At 60.9% G+C, this 13,859-nt stretch carries 10 protein-coding genes; 7 read left to right on the top strand and 3 right to left on the bottom strand.

Annotation, left to right across the window (positions count from 1 at the left end; translation table 11 throughout):
- Positions 1 to 22: 22 nt before the first annotated feature.
- On the top strand, positions 23 to 685 hold the full coding sequence (locus QX135_RS25680; RefSeq protein WP_315738905.1) for a class I SAM-dependent methyltransferase: 663 nt from the start codon (positions 23 to 25) through the stop codon (positions 683 to 685).
- Between the two features lie 198 nt (positions 686 to 883).
- On the opposite strand, the gene QX135_RS25675 is transcribed toward QX135_RS25680, so the two are convergent.
- Positions 884 to 1,963 carry a hypothetical protein gene (locus tag QX135_RS25675; RefSeq protein ID WP_316180359.1) on the bottom strand — a complete coding sequence of 360 codons (1,080 nt, stop codon included), beginning with the start codon at positions 1,961 to 1,963 and terminating at the stop codon, positions 884 to 886.
- 247 nt (positions 1,964 to 2,210) lie between these two features.
- On the opposite strand from QX135_RS25675, the gene QX135_RS25670 reads away from it, so the two are divergent.
- The 3 genes from QX135_RS25670 (at position 2,211) to QX135_RS25660 (ending at position 8,436) form a co-directional block, all read left to right on the top strand.
- Complete coding sequence (locus QX135_RS25670; protein WP_316180358.1) at positions 2,211 to 4,211, top strand: acyltransferase family protein; 2,001 nt, start codon at positions 2,211 to 2,213, stop codon at positions 4,209 to 4,211.
- A 96-nt stretch (positions 4,212 to 4,307) separates the two neighbouring features.
- A complete protein-coding gene (locus QX135_RS25665) occupies positions 4,308 to 6,440 on the top strand; it encodes a TIGR04372 family glycosyltransferase (protein ID WP_316180356.1) in 2,133 nt (710 codons plus the stop codon).
- Positions 6,441 to 6,456: 16 nt separating this feature from the next.
- Positions 6,457 to 8,436: an acyltransferase family protein gene (locus tag QX135_RS25660; protein ID WP_316180354.1), complete on the top strand. Its 1,980-nt coding sequence runs from the start codon at positions 6,457 to 6,459 to the stop codon at positions 8,434 to 8,436.
- 28 nt (positions 8,437 to 8,464) lie between these two features.
- Here QX135_RS25660 and QX135_RS25655 read toward each other — a convergent pair whose 3' ends face one another.
- Complete coding sequence (locus tag QX135_RS25655) at positions 8,465 to 10,549, bottom strand: TIGR04372 family glycosyltransferase (RefSeq protein WP_316180352.1); 2,085 nt, start codon at positions 10,547 to 10,549, stop codon at positions 8,465 to 8,467.
- A 149-nt stretch (positions 10,550 to 10,698) separates the two neighbouring features.
- Entirely contained in the window at positions 10,699 to 10,968 is a 270-nt protein-coding gene (locus tag QX135_RS25650) for a hypothetical protein (RefSeq protein WP_316180402.1), read from the bottom strand.
- 400 nt (positions 10,969 to 11,368) lie between these two features.
- On the opposite strand from QX135_RS25650, the gene QX135_RS25645 reads away from it, so the two are divergent.
- The 3 genes from QX135_RS25645 to QX135_RS25635 are packed head-to-tail and all read left to right on the top strand — an operon-like array spanning position 11,369 to position 13,844.
- Positions 11,369 to 12,574 (top strand): class I SAM-dependent methyltransferase, encoded by a 1,206-nt coding sequence (locus QX135_RS25645; protein ID WP_316234359.1) that lies wholly within the window; start codon positions 11,369 to 11,371, stop codon positions 12,572 to 12,574.
- Positions 12,571 to 13,107, top strand: a complete 537-nt coding sequence (locus tag QX135_RS25640; protein WP_315738919.1) for a WbuC family cupin fold metalloprotein — start codon at positions 12,571 to 12,573, stop codon at positions 13,105 to 13,107. Before QX135_RS25645 ends, QX135_RS25640 begins: the two co-directional genes overlap by 4 nt.
- Positions 13,104 to 13,844 carry an SDR family oxidoreductase gene (locus QX135_RS25635; RefSeq protein WP_315782733.1) on the top strand — a complete coding sequence of 247 codons (741 nt, stop codon included), beginning with the start codon at positions 13,104 to 13,106 and terminating at the stop codon, positions 13,842 to 13,844. The genes QX135_RS25640 and QX135_RS25635 overlap by 4 nt, the downstream gene beginning before the upstream one ends.
- The last annotated feature ends 15 nt before the right edge of the window (positions 13,845 to 13,859 follow it).

Raw genomic sequence — 13,859 nt, 5'->3', positions numbered from 1 at the left:
ATCCCCACGCCCGGAGATCTTCATGGCCTACCGCGAGTTCGTCAGTCTCGTCCACAAATCGACCAAGCGCGACTATCTCGCGCGCGTCACCCAGCGCGACAAGGCCGATGTCGCGGAGATGGCGATCAAGTACGATTACGACTATTGGGACGGCAGCCGCGAGACCGGCTATGGCGGCTACAAATATGACGGCCGCTGGCGCAAGGTCGCCGACGCGATGATCGAGACGTACGGCATCAAGCCGGGCATGCGCGTGCTCGACGTCGGCTCCGGCAAGGGCTTCATTCTGCACGATTTCCGCGAGGCCATCCCGGATCTCGAGGTCGCCGGCATCGACGTCTCGTCCTACGGCGTCGAGCACACGATGGAGAGCGTGAAGCCGTTCTGCCAGGTCGGCAGCGCGGCCAAGCTGCCCTACCCCGACAAGCACTTCGATCTGGTCATCTCGATCAACACGCTGCACAACCTCTACAACTACGATCTCGATGCCGCCCTGCGCGAGATGGAGCGCGTCAGCCGCGGCGCCAAATATCTCTGCGTCGAGGGCTACCGCAACGAGCGCGAGAAGGTGAACCTGATGTACTGGCAGCTCACCTGCCGCATCTTCCACACCCCCGAGGAATGGGCGTTCGAATTCAAGCGCTCCGGCTACACCGGCGACCACGAATTCATCTTCTTCGAATGAGGGTGAGCGGAGAGCGTCGACAGGCGCTCTCGCGACGCATTGGCGTCCGAGCTCTGAGTTGACCATCCATGCCAAGCGGAATCTTCTCACGCGACATCTGGACTGGGGGGATTGTCTTGAACACGCTGGCGAAATCGGCTTTTGGCGCAGGCCCGGAGGCTGTCTTGCGCGAGACTCTGTTGCAGCATCCAGCGTGTCTTAGTGTGTCCCCGGAGATTGATTGGCGGCCAACCCCGGCAGGAAGCGTTCGAGCGCAGTCATGAGATCGGCCGTGAAACGCTCACGACCCTTACGGTCGAGATGACCTCCTCCGTCATAACTCGAATAGTCGGTCTTGCCGGTGAGAACGAGGTCTATCCCCAACGCTTGCGCCAGTTCGCGCGCCTGCTGTTCGCAATAGTACGTGTTGGGAACGAGTGTCAGGACCACCCGGCTCCCAACCGTCGCCACGAAGTGGCGGGCAATCTCGACAACCTTTTCGCTGGCATGGCATTCCGCGCGCGGCTCGATCGCAACCGGCGGATTATCCCCACCAAGATAGCGGGGAAACCAGGTCATGTCCGCATCTCCGTCGTCTGCATTCCGGTAGAATCGCGGAATCATGACCCGGTCCTGCCGCTCCAGCGCATTCGAATGAAGCCATGTCTTGAAAATGTACTCGACGCGCCAGCGCAGGTTGCGGCGTATGACTTCGCGCAACGCGACAAGCCGGCCATGTTGGGTCGCAGCGATGGTCTTGACGTCGCCCGAGAACGAGCGCTGGACGCCGTCGCCGAAAAAATGGCCGCCCCCGCCTCCATCATCGGCGTTGATGATCCAAAGCTTTGGACGAATGCCGAACCGCTTCACGATGCGCCGTGTGAATTCTCCGCTCGAGATACCGACAAAGGAGAAGTTGTAGAACTTCAATCCATATCGCGCGAGACGTGCGCGTGCGATCTCGCCGTCGATGGCAAAGGAGACGAGCGACGATCCGACGATGACCACGTCTGCTTGTTTCAAGTGTGAAATCGAGGATCCGATCCCATGGAAGAAGATGTCCTGGTCCTGGATCTCGGTGACCGCGTCGCCCCCCAAGTCCTGATACCAGGTCGGACCACGACCGGCCGTGATGGCCGCGAAATGATCCCGGCCGGTGGTGACCCAGATCGAGAACGCTGCCAGAACGGCAAGCAACCAAGCGAAGACCGCGGCAAGATAACGTGCAGACGTAGACGACGTGCACGTGATGCAATCCGGTCCTTCGCCGAGGGTTCGGAGCTCAGAGGAATGCTTCATCGGATCACGTCAATGGGGGTTCTTTGAATGCCCACGGTCTGCAGAATCGTCATGATGTTTTTTGCATAACTGCACGGCTTCCGCACCTCGCGCTTGCCGGTCTGGGCGGCAGCGGAACATCGGTTCCGTCCAAAGCCTGCACCCCGTTGCCAAGCTGTCTTTTTTTGACATCACACGCAACCGAAGAGAGTGGTTGATGATCGAATTCAGCCGATGATAATGTCGCGGCTGGCAGGGGAACCAATTGATGAACCAACCAATCGCGAGCGAGCACGGGCTGCGCCAGATCAAATATCGGCCCGATGTGGACGGCTTGCGCGCCGTTGCCGTCATTTGCGTGGTCCTCTTTCACGCATTCCCGACATTGCTACCCGGTGGATTCGTCGGCGTCGATGTCTTTTTCGTTATTTCCGGATACTTGATCACGTCGATCCTCGTGTCCGATCTTGACGACAACAAGTTCAGCTTCCTGACCTTCTACGCGCGGCGCGTCCGCCGAATTTTCCCGGCGTTGCTGACCGTTCTGATTGTTTGTCTTATCGCCGGTTGGCTCCTTCTGCTCTCGGCCGAATATGAGCAGCTCGGCAAGCATGTCGCCGGCGGCGCAGCATTCATTGCGAACTTCCTCTTCTGGAAAGAGGCGAACTATTTTGACACCAGCGCCAACATCAAGATCTTGCTGCATCTGTGGTCGTTGGGCGTCGAGGAGCAATACTATCTGATCTGGCCCGCCATGGTTTGGGCGGCCTGGAGAGTTCGCCTGAATCTCGTCGTGGTGACAGTTGTTCTCCTCGTCGGGTCATTTGCTTTCAATCTTCACATCGCTCCCCTCAACCCACCTGCGGCATTCTATTCGCCGTTTTCACGCTTCTGGGAATTGTTGGCCGGCGGGCTCCTTGCCTGCATTGCTCAGCTTCGCCCGGCCCTTCTGCGCGAGAGCTTGCCGGTCCCGTTTGCGAATGCAGCATCGCTGATCGGCGCACTCATGATCGGCGTTGCGGTGTTGATGATCACGCCGAAAGCCACGTTTCCCGGCTGGTGGGCCGTTCTCCCCGTTGTCGGCACCTGCCTTCTGGTGCTGGCCGGGCAAAGGGCTTGGATAAATTCACGAGCCCTATCCAATAGATACGTCGTCGAGATCGGTCTCATCAGCTATCCGCTGTACCTCTGGCATTGGCCGCTGCTGGCCTTCGCTTACAACGTCTACGACGGCCCGTCCCCTTTGCTACGTGGCGAATTGGTCGCTGCGAGCGTGGCGCTTGCCTGGGCGACCTACCGCTTTGTCGAACTGCCGGTTCGGTACGGCAAGCCTTTCCAGATGACCCGGATTGTGGGCTTGGCGGCGGCGATGATCTGCGTTGGCCTGTTCGGCATGTATGACTTCCTCGCATCAGGAATACCGGGGCGCCTGAAGGACAGGGCCGAGTACGCATCCTACTTCGAGGGCTATCTTTACGACGGAAGCAAGCACACGGTGGAGCGCGCTCAGATCAGCCAGAACCAATGCAATTTCTACAGCTGGAACAGCCCCTTCCCAACCAATGGCCCCCGCGATGCGATCGATCCGGAGTGTTACGCGCGGCATACGGCAAACTCCGTTCTGATCCTCGGCGATTCCAACGCGGCAGATCTTTACTACGGCTTGAAACACGTGCTGCCGCCAGAAGTCTCAACTTTGCTGATCTTCAGCTCAGGATGTCCTGTACGCCCCCTCAATGATGCGCAGATCAAAGAGGACCATTGTAACATGACCAATCATTTTGCACTGGAACGAATCAAGCAAGATCCGCCCGACGTCGTGCTAATGTCCTCCAATAGCTCATTCGACGTCAATTACATCCGAAGCTATTCGATCATGATCCGGAAATTGGGCGTCAAGCACATCTTCGTGCTGGGACAAAGACCTCACTGGAAGCCTTATCTTTATAAGACTATAATGAAGTATTATTGGTATTCTACTCCACATTACATATTAGGCCACCAGGACGACGAACTGCTTGAGCTGGGCAATAAGTTCGAGTCACAGCTCAAAAGCAACGAGCCATTCGACTTCGTGGAGCAGAGAAGTGCCTTCTGCAACGCAGATGGATGCCTCACCTATATCGGTGATGACCGAAAGACTGGGCTGATCACGTTCGACGACGCGCACCTTCGGCCGTTCGCGTCTGTGTACCTCGCAGAAAAGCAATTGGCGCCATTGATCATCAACGCACTCAGAGGCGACGAGGCCAACGCGGCCGTCCATTAGCTTGCGGCGGACCAATGTCCGATCCGGCTGAAGTGGCATGAGCACCAACCTTTACTGATGCCGCTCACATCCTGCGGCCGACCAAGAGAGCCAGAGATGTCAGTGGAGTCAGTTGACCAGCAGACGACTGCGAACGAGCCGACGAGGCGACGAGTTCCGGTCCGCCGCCTCAGGAAGCCGAACCTGCCCCCTCGCTTCGCGCGTCTTCTCGAGTTGGCGCTGGAAACCGTGCAGGGAACAAGGGCTCATGACTTCCTGAAGAATGTCATCTTCGTCTTCTTGCCCTTCAAGCGCGCATTCATGCTCTCCATCATCTATCGTCGCCATACGCGACGATCAGATTTCGACCGCCATTTTCAATTCTTCTGCGGGCCACGCATTGACGGCGAAATGCGATGGGTGCTCGCCAGCCCTCGTTCAGATCTATACATCAACGAGCTCGTCTTCTTCCTGCTCTTGTGCGAACACGAAAAGCGTGCATTGACGCTTTTTCCCAAAATCGACTGGAAACAAGCCGATAATGACTTTCTGGATGCCATAGGGAAGCTGACCACCAAGCTTGCGTCAGGCTACGTGATGGAATTGTTGGCGCAGGCTCACACCATCGATTGGGGCGCGATCCCGCCGCAGCACCTGCCCCGCCTCGCAAAGCCTCTCAAGCTCATGCTCGAGCATCAGAACTTCGACTTCGAACAGGGCACCTTCAGAGGAAGACAGGTAGATAATCCAGAGCTATCTGATGCTCCGCTCGATCGCTACGTTCCGGAATATTTCTGCGATCGCGAGCTGATCGAGAGTCTCGTCGCGCAGCTCGAGCTGCCGAAGCACGACGAGATCCTAGCCGCCCGCGAGAAGAACGGCCAATATTGGGAGCGGTTTCCCGTCGATCACCCGCAACGACCGCTCCTGGCGGAAATAAACCTATTCTACGCCTATCGCCACCTCCTGCTCACGACCTATCACAGCGGCGAGGGCTTTCACGTACCGCAGGTCTATCTCAAGCTGAACGAGACACAGCAGCGGCTGCGCCAATACCTCCCGCCCCCGAGCGCAAGGCTAAAGGCCTTCCTGGACAAGCTCGGAATCGATTTGACCGAGGTGAAGCTGCTCTCGCCGGACTGGAGCGCGTTGATCGGCCATAACGGGCACCTCAATGTTCATCTGATGATGCGCGAGATGGGCTGGTGGAAAGGCAGTCCACTGCTCTTGGCCTACAAGGATCGGATCGCCAACAAGCCGTTCCTGTCCCTGTTCGCGGACATCTGTCCGACCTTGACGTTGGACGAGGACGTATCTGCGGGTATCTGGCACGAACTCGCCAGTCTGACCCCGTTCATCGGGGTCTCGCACCAGGCCTTCGCTTTCGAAGACGGACGGGCGATGTACTGGAACGACGCCGGATCGCTGGCACTTCAGCAATGGGAACGCGCAGGGCGCGGCTTTCCGCTGCGGGACGTCTACGACCGCCGCCTGCTCGCCGATGGGCGTGCGGAGCAGATCTATCAAGACCTACGCCGCAAGTGGGGCATGACGGACAGCGACTGGTTCGTTTGCCTGCACGTGCGCGACGCCAAGACGCGCAATGACACCGAAGGTGTCGGCGAGTCGATCCGCAACGCCTCGCTCGAATCCTATCTCGACGCGGTACGTCACATAACTGAGCGCGGCGGCTGGGTCGTCCGCATGGGGGGACGCAAGGTGCCGCCCTTGCCCGCCATGGAGCGCGTAATCGACTATGCACGCAGCGAGGACCAAATGCCCGAGATGGACATTCATCTGATGCGCCGCGCGCGCATGTTCATCGGCACGACGTCCGGCTTCGCCTATGTCGCAACCAGCTTCGGCATTCCAACCGCGATGGTGAACGCGTTGAGCTCGGTCGGACTGTTGTGGTCGACCGACACGCGCTTCGCGCTCAAACCTGTTCATACCAGGGACGGCCGGATGCTGTCGTTGGGCGACGTTACCTCGGAGCGATACCGCTGGGCCTTCCCGACCCACGAATCCGTCATGCGTGCAGGCTTGATGGTTAGCGAGAGCAGCTCGGATGAGATCCTGGAAACCGTGCGAGAGGTTCTTGAAATCTCCGATCCGTTGCGGAACGGACCTGTGCCCGGCGTGGACGACAGCTGGGAGCGTCACGTCAACGTGCCGGGCTTCTTCGGCAGTTCGCGGCCAAGCAAATACTTCCTGGAGAAGTATGCGCGAGACCTGCTGAGCGAGGCATGATGAAGAGCGTGACACAATGAATATTGCACGGTTCGAGTTTGCCACCGCCAAGAACGCAACCGAACGAGAGCTGATCCGGACGGACCACGCCTATCGGCCGGACATCGACGGCCTGCGGGCTGTCGCCGTCCTGTCCGTGCTGCTCTATCACGCCTTTCCGTCCATCATGCCGGGAGGATTTTTCGGGGTCGACATCTTCTTCGTCATTTCCGGCTACCTGATCACCGGCATCATTCACCGGCAGATGCAGGAGAAGCGCTTCAGCATTGCCGATTTCTACTCACGGCGAATCCGCCGCATATTCCCGGCACTGATCCTTGTGGTTGCCGTCACATTTGTGCTCGGCTGGTTCCTGCTGCCCTTGCGCGACATGCAGTCGCTGGGCACCAACATCGCCGGCGGCGCGATCTTCGCCCAGAATTTCGTCCTGCTCGGCCAGGTCGGCTATTTCGACCTGGCCGCCGACAAGAAGCCTCTCTTGCACCTGTGGTCGCTTGGGATCGAAGAGCAATATTACGTGGCGTGGCCTCTCATATTGCTGCTGGTCCGGCGGTTGAACTGGAATGCACTGATCCTGGTTGCGCTCCTCGCCGTCGCATCCTTCGTGCTTTGCCTGGTCGTCGGTGCGAGGGCGCCCGACTACGCCTTCTATCTGCCGGTCACGCGCGCCTGGGAGCTGCTCGCGGGATCGGCCCTGGCCTTGTGGCAGGGTGGGCACAAACCCCGGGTCGCGCATGCGACGCCCGTTGGCGCATCGCGTGAGATTGCAGCAGTCCTTGCATGTGCTGCGATCATGATCGGCCTGTGGGGGTACCGCTCCTGGATGACGGATCCGGGCTGGTTCACGCTGCTGCCGGTGCTCGGCGCCACCACTCTGATCGCGCTACCCGGCACGGTGGTTCACCGCCATGTGCTTGCCGCGCGCCCGGCCGTGTGGATAGGCTTGATCAGTTACCCGCTCTATCTGTGGCACTTTCCGCTGATGGCTTATGCCCGGATCCACTTCGGCGACGGCCTTCGTATCCGCCACATGCTCGCTGTGCTCTTGATCAGCGCCGTACTTGCTTGGCTGACCTATATCTGGATCGAGAAGCCGCTGCGCTTCGGTCGGCAACGCGTTCGCATCAAGGTCGCCGGCCTCGTGACCGCCATGATCGCCTTGGGCGTCGTGGGCTACGCCGCCGACCGCACCAACGGCTTGCCGATGCGTATTCCAGCAGCGATCAGACCCTTCATGCTCACGGGCGGCGAATCGTCACAATATTGGCGCTCTGGAAAGTGCCTGATGCTGCCGGAACAGGGCCCAGAGGAGTTTGCCGGGGAGTGCGCCGGCAGCGGCGGCCGCCCGCTCGTGTTGACCTGGGGTGACTCCTACGCTGCTTCGCTCTACCCAGGACTCAAGCATCTTGCCGACGAGCGGGGCTTCGATGTCGCCGAATACTCAGCCTCCTCCTGCGCGCCCCTGATCGGCTACGTCAATTCGCAGCGGCGGTTCTGCAAACCAAGCAACGATTACACTCTCCAAAAGATCCAGGAGCTTCATCCCGACGTCGTCGTGCTCTATTCGACGTGGAGCTATAGTGAGACCGATCTGCGCGGCGGGTTGCAGCGCACGGTGCCGCTGTTACGCCCCCTGACCAAGAAGATCATCCTCCTCGGACCGCCCGCAACTTGGACCGGCGAGGGGCTGTCCGCAAATGTGCTCGACTATTATTTTGAGAGCGGCGACTTTGCGACGCTGCCCGAGCGTACCTGGTACCGATCGAACGAGAACTGGACGCGTGCGATCGAAGCCATCCTCGAAGACGAAGCAGCAAAGGTTGGGATCGAGTATGTTTCGATGCGGCGGCTCATGTGCAACGACAAGGGCTGCCTGGCGCGCATCGGCCCGAACGGTGCCGAGCTGACGGCCTTCGATGGCGGGCATTTCACCCACGCCGGATCGATCTTCATGGCCGGAAAGGTGATCGACCGCATCCTCACTTCCAAGGACTGATATCGGGGCAATCACTTCGCCGACCTGTCTATTGCTCCGATAAGCTGATCCGACCTTCGAATTCGCCGCTCTGATCGGGCTCAAAGAAGGCGCTCCCGTATTTCTTGAGGTAGTGCAGGCTGATCCTGCTCGTGCCGTAATAGTGGGGGATCGGGAGTTGTTGCTGCCACTTGGACAAGAGCTGTTCGGCGTCATGCCCCACCACCTCATGTCCAGCTGCCAAAGCTTCAACCTCCTCGACCACCGCGCAGATCTCGTCCGAGGTATTGCTGTGGGGTTGCGCTCCGTTGCAGCCAAGGACACCGGCATCAAAAAGCCGCCAGCGCCACGGACTTGTCGTGAGCTGCGCCTGGGTCAGCATCGTTCCATCAGTCAGATGAACCGGCTTGAGCGCGAAGCGCACGCTGCTGTTCCATAGCTGCGAGTCCGTCGTGATGCAATTGACGATCGCGCTTGGAATGCCGAAGCTGACCGCGACGTTCGTCAATCCCGAGGTCGTGCCGATGAACGCCTTGGCATGACGGATCAAGCAGATATCCATCAATTCGGACCGGAAGCCGCTGCGCGCGTAGTCGATCGCGCGATCGAGCGGCGGAAGCTTAGGCGAATTCGGGCCGCCGAGCTTGATCACCCAGCCGCCCTTGCCGGCAATCGAACGGATCGCATCGAGGTAAGTCTCGATCGGCGAGTTGCGATGCGTCTGCCCGGCGCCATCGCCCTCGGAATAGTGCGAGGCATCGCGGGTGTGCAGGCACACGTACCAGTCGTCCGGCTTCATGCCCCAGGATTCGCGCATCCGCCGATAGTCGTCCTGCAATTTCGGCGCCGCCTCGTAGATGCGGTCATACTCGTCGCGCAAGGGATGCCCGCGGCCATCCCGCTCCCATTGCAGGATGGCAAGCGCCCCGGCTTCCTGCCACGGCACCACGTCGCCGTTCGGCAGTCGAAACACATTGAAGTTCATGCCGTACCAACGCTGCAGCGACAGCAGCTCTTCGCCGAGCGCGCGAGAGATGGTTTCCCCGATCACGACGATATCGGCGAACCTTTCGAACAGCCGAAGAAACGCCCTGTTCGCCACGCAGTTCGGTCGCACGACGATCAGCGGTCGTCCCGACCACCACCCCAGGTCGCGCATTCGGAACAGGATGTCCAGCATCCCGAGGTGACCGATCTGGGTCGTCCATTCCTCGGGAAGGACCCGCAATTGCTCCAGTGGAATTCCCAACCTGCGCAACAGGTGGCTGGCCTCCGCTGATACGGCCGGCGACGCCTTGCCGAGCAGCTCCGACTGCGCCGCAAGCGCTCTCGTGAACAGACCGATGCCGACGTCGCCAGAGCCGACATGAGTCACGCGCTGGCCGGTGAAGTTGCAGAGATCGAACAGCCTGCCCGCGGAGCCGCAGGTGAAATCGAGAGGGTTGGGATGATAGTTCCGCGCTGGCCGCGACGCCATGTTCTGGTGAGGACGCATGTAGTCGGGAATGCCCCGGCATGCGTCCGACATGCATTCGACGGCGCGGGCCTCGTTGCCTGCCATGATCTCGAGCATGCCCTTGAGAAAGGCGAGATGTATCTCCGATTCCGACCTTGCCCTCAGATCCAGCTGGGAGGCCAGCCGATAGGCCTTGTCGAACTCCCCGAGCTCGAAGAGCGCGCGAATCATCATGTTCGCCAGTTCCGGCGAGCGGGCTGCGAGTTGATCCTGGAGGACCAGATCATAGGCTTCCCAATCGGCCCCGATCCGAAGCAGCAGTTCCGCTGACAGCATTGGAAAGCACCGTCCGAGCAATCCCGAAAACCGCAGGTCCGGATCCTTCGCCAGCAGAGACGCGCAGTAGACCTGATAGGCTCTTTGCAGCAGGCGGCGATCGCGAAGGTCTCCGATCTCGAAGAAGGCGAGGATCAGGAAGGCCAGCCGCGGCGGCAGCAGGCGCAGCAGCTTGGCAGTCCCGACGATCAGGATGCGCGCCCATCGCTGCGGCCCCAGCAGAGACCGCTCTCTCCAACGCGCCGATTCCGCTGGCAGAGTCTCCCGCGCGTTGAACAGCTCAAGGAATCCGCGTCTGCGCGCTGGGCTCTGCAGAACTAGCGGCTCCTTGAAGCGCTGCATCGGCTACCCCCAACTCCGTCTCTGGCTCACGGCCAGGCTCCCGTCTCGAACATCCAGACCGCCTTGCGGCAGACCAGGAGAAGGCTATTCCGTTTGTCGCTTGTCTCGAATTGGCTGTCAGCAATACACGCCGCATGCTTATCGGGCTGTCAAGCCGACCCACGACCAATGAGTGTGACGATCCCATGAACCCACTCGGTGATCGGCAACAGCCCTGCCCTGTCGACAATCAGCAGAATTGTCGACCACAGAGCCAGCTGCTCGAGCACGAGCCGGCCGATCCCGAGCGAGATGAAGACGAAAGCTACAAATCCCGCAAGCAAGGCGTTGAGGAACCCTGCGCCGACCGCAAGAAGAACACAGAAGAGGACCGCGCTCACGCAGACGGTGCGCAAGATCGATCTTAAAACGAAAACCATATCCTTCACGCCGGCGCCCCCTCTTACCAACGTTAGATCTCATGCGGCGGAACAATAGCCGCCAAAGCCCCTGGTCATCATGTGTAGCATCTTCGCTGGAAGACTGCCCAGTCGCACAATCCCCGCTACTGTAGAACAAATCTCTACTGGCGTTCTTGACACTGATTCGTCGGTTGAACCGAGAAGGAGTGATGCGAGCGCTCAAAGAGCAATAGTAACGCGAAACATCACAAATGACGCGAGTTCCAGGGTCTGTGCCAAGCCGAACATTTTACGTTGTCATGTTCCCGATTACACTGCTATGGAGGTTGCCTCCAGATGGCAACATCCATAGCAGCCGGCGCGCTGGACGCAGCGGCGAGCCTGAGCGTGTCCATTGATCGAGCGATCCAGCCGAGCCATGTCCACCGGACCACGATCCGGCTGCCGATTGTGCGGTCAGCCGATCTCCACGCAGGCGCTCCCGCTTGGTGAGCTCCCGGTCTGCAACCGGTTCGCGCGTGAGAACCATGTCCAGCTTCGGATAACCCTCGACATCGTCGCGTGCGACACGTGTCAGCTCGTCCAGCTCCACGAGCCTCCACCGCCAGACGTGCTTGTTCCCGAGGTGCCATGGATCCGCTACCGGGAGCCGGAAGGCCATCTCGACGCCCTGGTCGGAGAATTGCTGTCGTTGAAGCCGCGGGCCTGCACCGCCCTCGGCACCGGTCCGTTCGAGGGGCCCCTGCTGGGCAGGTTGCAGGCCCGCGGGCTCACCGCGAGCGCCCTTGCGCTCGGTGTCGACGGCGCTCCGGGGCGCTATCCCTATCTGGAAACCTGGCAGGCCACCCTCCGTGCCGAACGGCTGGCTGCAGAAGCGGCGCAGCTTGGCACTTTCGACATTGTATCGTGCCGCTACATCCTCGAGCACACGCCGGAGCCGGTGCAGGCGCTGCAAGCACTCAAGGTTCTGCTAAATCCCGACGGCCTGCTGCTGATCGAGGTCCCCGACAGCAGCAAGTTCCTCGCGGCGCGCGACTACTGCTTCCTGTGGGAGGAGCACAGCTGCTACTTCGTCGAGGACACGCTGCGGCGTCTGGCTGAGGTGAGCGGCTATCGCGTTCTGGCCCTGCTTCGCTATCCGGGCGCCCTGGAAGATGCCCTGGTCGCCGTCCTCACCCCGGCCGATAGTCCCGCCCCGCCGGTCGCGCCTCGCGGACCTTCCAGCCTGTTCCAGGCCTATCGTGACAATTTCGCCGCCACCCGCGCGCAACTGCGCAGCAAGCTGATGGCCCTGGCCGGTCCCGACCGCGACCGGATCGCGCTGTTCGGCATCGGCCATCACGCCATCATGTTCGTCAACGCCTTCGGCCTGGCCGACCTGATCGCGGTGGCCGTCGACGATGACGCCGACAAGGCGGGCTTTTTCCCCCCCGGCCTCCATACGCCTGTGGTAGGCTCGCAACGGTTGCTGGATGACGAACGGATCAGGCTGTGCCTGTTCGCCGTGGCCCCCCATATCGAGGGCAAGGTGCGTGAAAAGCTTGCTCCGCTTGCCGCCAGGGGCGTGGAATTCCGCTCGATCTACGCCGCGCTCGACAATTCGATCATGAGGGATCACGCATGACGCTCGTCCAGAAATCCCCCGAGGTGTTCCTCGCCGAGGGCCCGATTGCGGCGGTCGGGCAATCCGAGATCAGCACCCTGAAGGCCGCGGTGAAGGCCAGCCCGAAGCGGCGGGCCCGGATCAACGCCCATCCGGACGGCGATGACACCCTGCATGAAATGATCATCGCGATCGATTCCAGCTCCTACATCCGGCCGCACAAGCACCCGGGCAAGAGCGAAGCGTTCCACATCATCGAGGGCGAGGTCGATATCGTGGTGTTCGACGACGACGGCCGGATCGAGCGCGTGGTCGAATTGGGGCCGCCGGGCGGAGCGCGGCCGTTCTACTACCGGATGTCGAACGCGTTCTTCCATACGTTGATCATCCGCAGCGACCTGCTGATCGTGCACGAGATCACCAACGGCCCGTTCCGCCCCGGCGCCAGCGTGTTCGCCGACTTCGCGCCGGAGGACAGCGACACCGCCGGGGCCGAGGCCTATCAGGCCGATCTCGTCCGGCGTGTCGCCGCACGGCAGGACGCCGCCGCATGACCAGCCATGCCGTCGTGGTCGGCGGCACCCGCGGCCTCGGCCGCGTGGTCGTCGAACGCTTCCTGGCGCGCGGTTGCGCCGTCAGCGTCGTGTCGCGGCAGCGCCCGGCCGATTTTCCCGATCAGCCCGGCTTGAAGCATTTTTCCGCCGATCTCGAGCGCAGCGAGAGCTTTGCCGGGCTCTGGGGTGAGATCGCCGAGGCCAGCGGCCCGGTCCGCTACCTCGTCCTGAGCCAACGCTTTCGCGGCCAGGGCGATCCCTGGGCCGGGGAAATCCAGGTCGGCCTGACCGCCTCGCGCGACCTGATCGAGGGCTTTTCCGGCCATTTCGCCGATGATGGCGACCGCGCCATCGGCGTGGTCAGCTCGGTCTATGCCGAATTCGTCGGCAGTTCGCAGCCGGTCGGCTACCACGTCGTGAAGGGTGGCCTCAATGCGATGGTCCGGCATTACGCCGCGACGCTCGGCCGGCGCGGCATCCGCGTGAACGCGATCATGCCGCTGACCTATCTGAAGCGCGAATCGCGCATCTTCTATGAGCAGAACGAGAAGCTGATGGAGACCTACCGGAAGCTGGTCCCGCTGGGCCGGCTCGGGACGGCCGAAGAATGCGCCGACGCCCTCGACTTCCTCTGCAGCCCGCGCGCTTCGTTCATCAATGGGCAGAGCCTGTTCCTGGATGGCGGAGTGTCCACAGTCTGGCAAGAAGAGGTCGCCAAGAGCTTCGCGGGCCTGTAAAACCCGCCGCAAACT

Source organism: Bradyrhizobium sp. SZCCHNR1098 (genome assembly GCF_032489375.1).
GTDB lineage: Bacteria > Pseudomonadota > Alphaproteobacteria > Rhizobiales > Xanthobacteraceae > Bradyrhizobium.
Note: the sequence above shows the minus strand (reverse complement) of the source record. Positions and strands in the feature narration are given on the sequence as shown.

Bases quoted from the DNA above. Each gene is read 5' to 3' on its own strand.
- QX135_RS25680 (WP_315738905.1), top strand. From the start codon at position 23: ATGGCCTACCGCGAGTTCGTCAGTCTCGTCCACAAATCGACCAAGCGC.
- QX135_RS25675 (WP_316180359.1), bottom strand. From the start codon at position 1,963: ATGAAGCATTCCTCTGAGCTCCGAACCCTCGGCGAAGGACCGGATTGC.
- QX135_RS25670 (WP_316180358.1), top strand. From the start codon at position 2,211: ATGAACCAACCAATCGCGAGCGAGCACGGGCTGCGCCAGATCAAATAT.
- QX135_RS25665 (WP_316180356.1), top strand. From the start codon at position 4,308: ATGTCAGTGGAGTCAGTTGACCAGCAGACGACTGCGAACGAGCCGACG.
- QX135_RS25660 (WP_316180354.1), top strand. From the start codon at position 6,457: ATGAATATTGCACGGTTCGAGTTTGCCACCGCCAAGAACGCAACCGAA.
- QX135_RS25655 (WP_316180352.1), bottom strand. From the start codon at position 10,549: ATGCAGCGCTTCAAGGAGCCGCTAGTTCTGCAGAGCCCAGCGCGCAGA.
- QX135_RS25650 (WP_316180402.1), bottom strand. From the start codon at position 10,968: ATGGTTTTCGTTTTAAGATCGATCTTGCGCACCGTCTGCGTGAGCGCG.
- QX135_RS25645 (WP_316234359.1), top strand. From the start codon at position 11,369: ATGTCCACCGGACCACGATCCGGCTGCCGATTGTGCGGTCAGCCGATC.
- QX135_RS25640 (WP_315738919.1), top strand. From the start codon at position 12,571: ATGACGCTCGTCCAGAAATCCCCCGAGGTGTTCCTCGCCGAGGGCCCG.
- QX135_RS25635 (WP_315782733.1), top strand. From the start codon at position 13,104: ATGACCAGCCATGCCGTCGTGGTCGGCGGCACCCGCGGCCTCGGCCGC.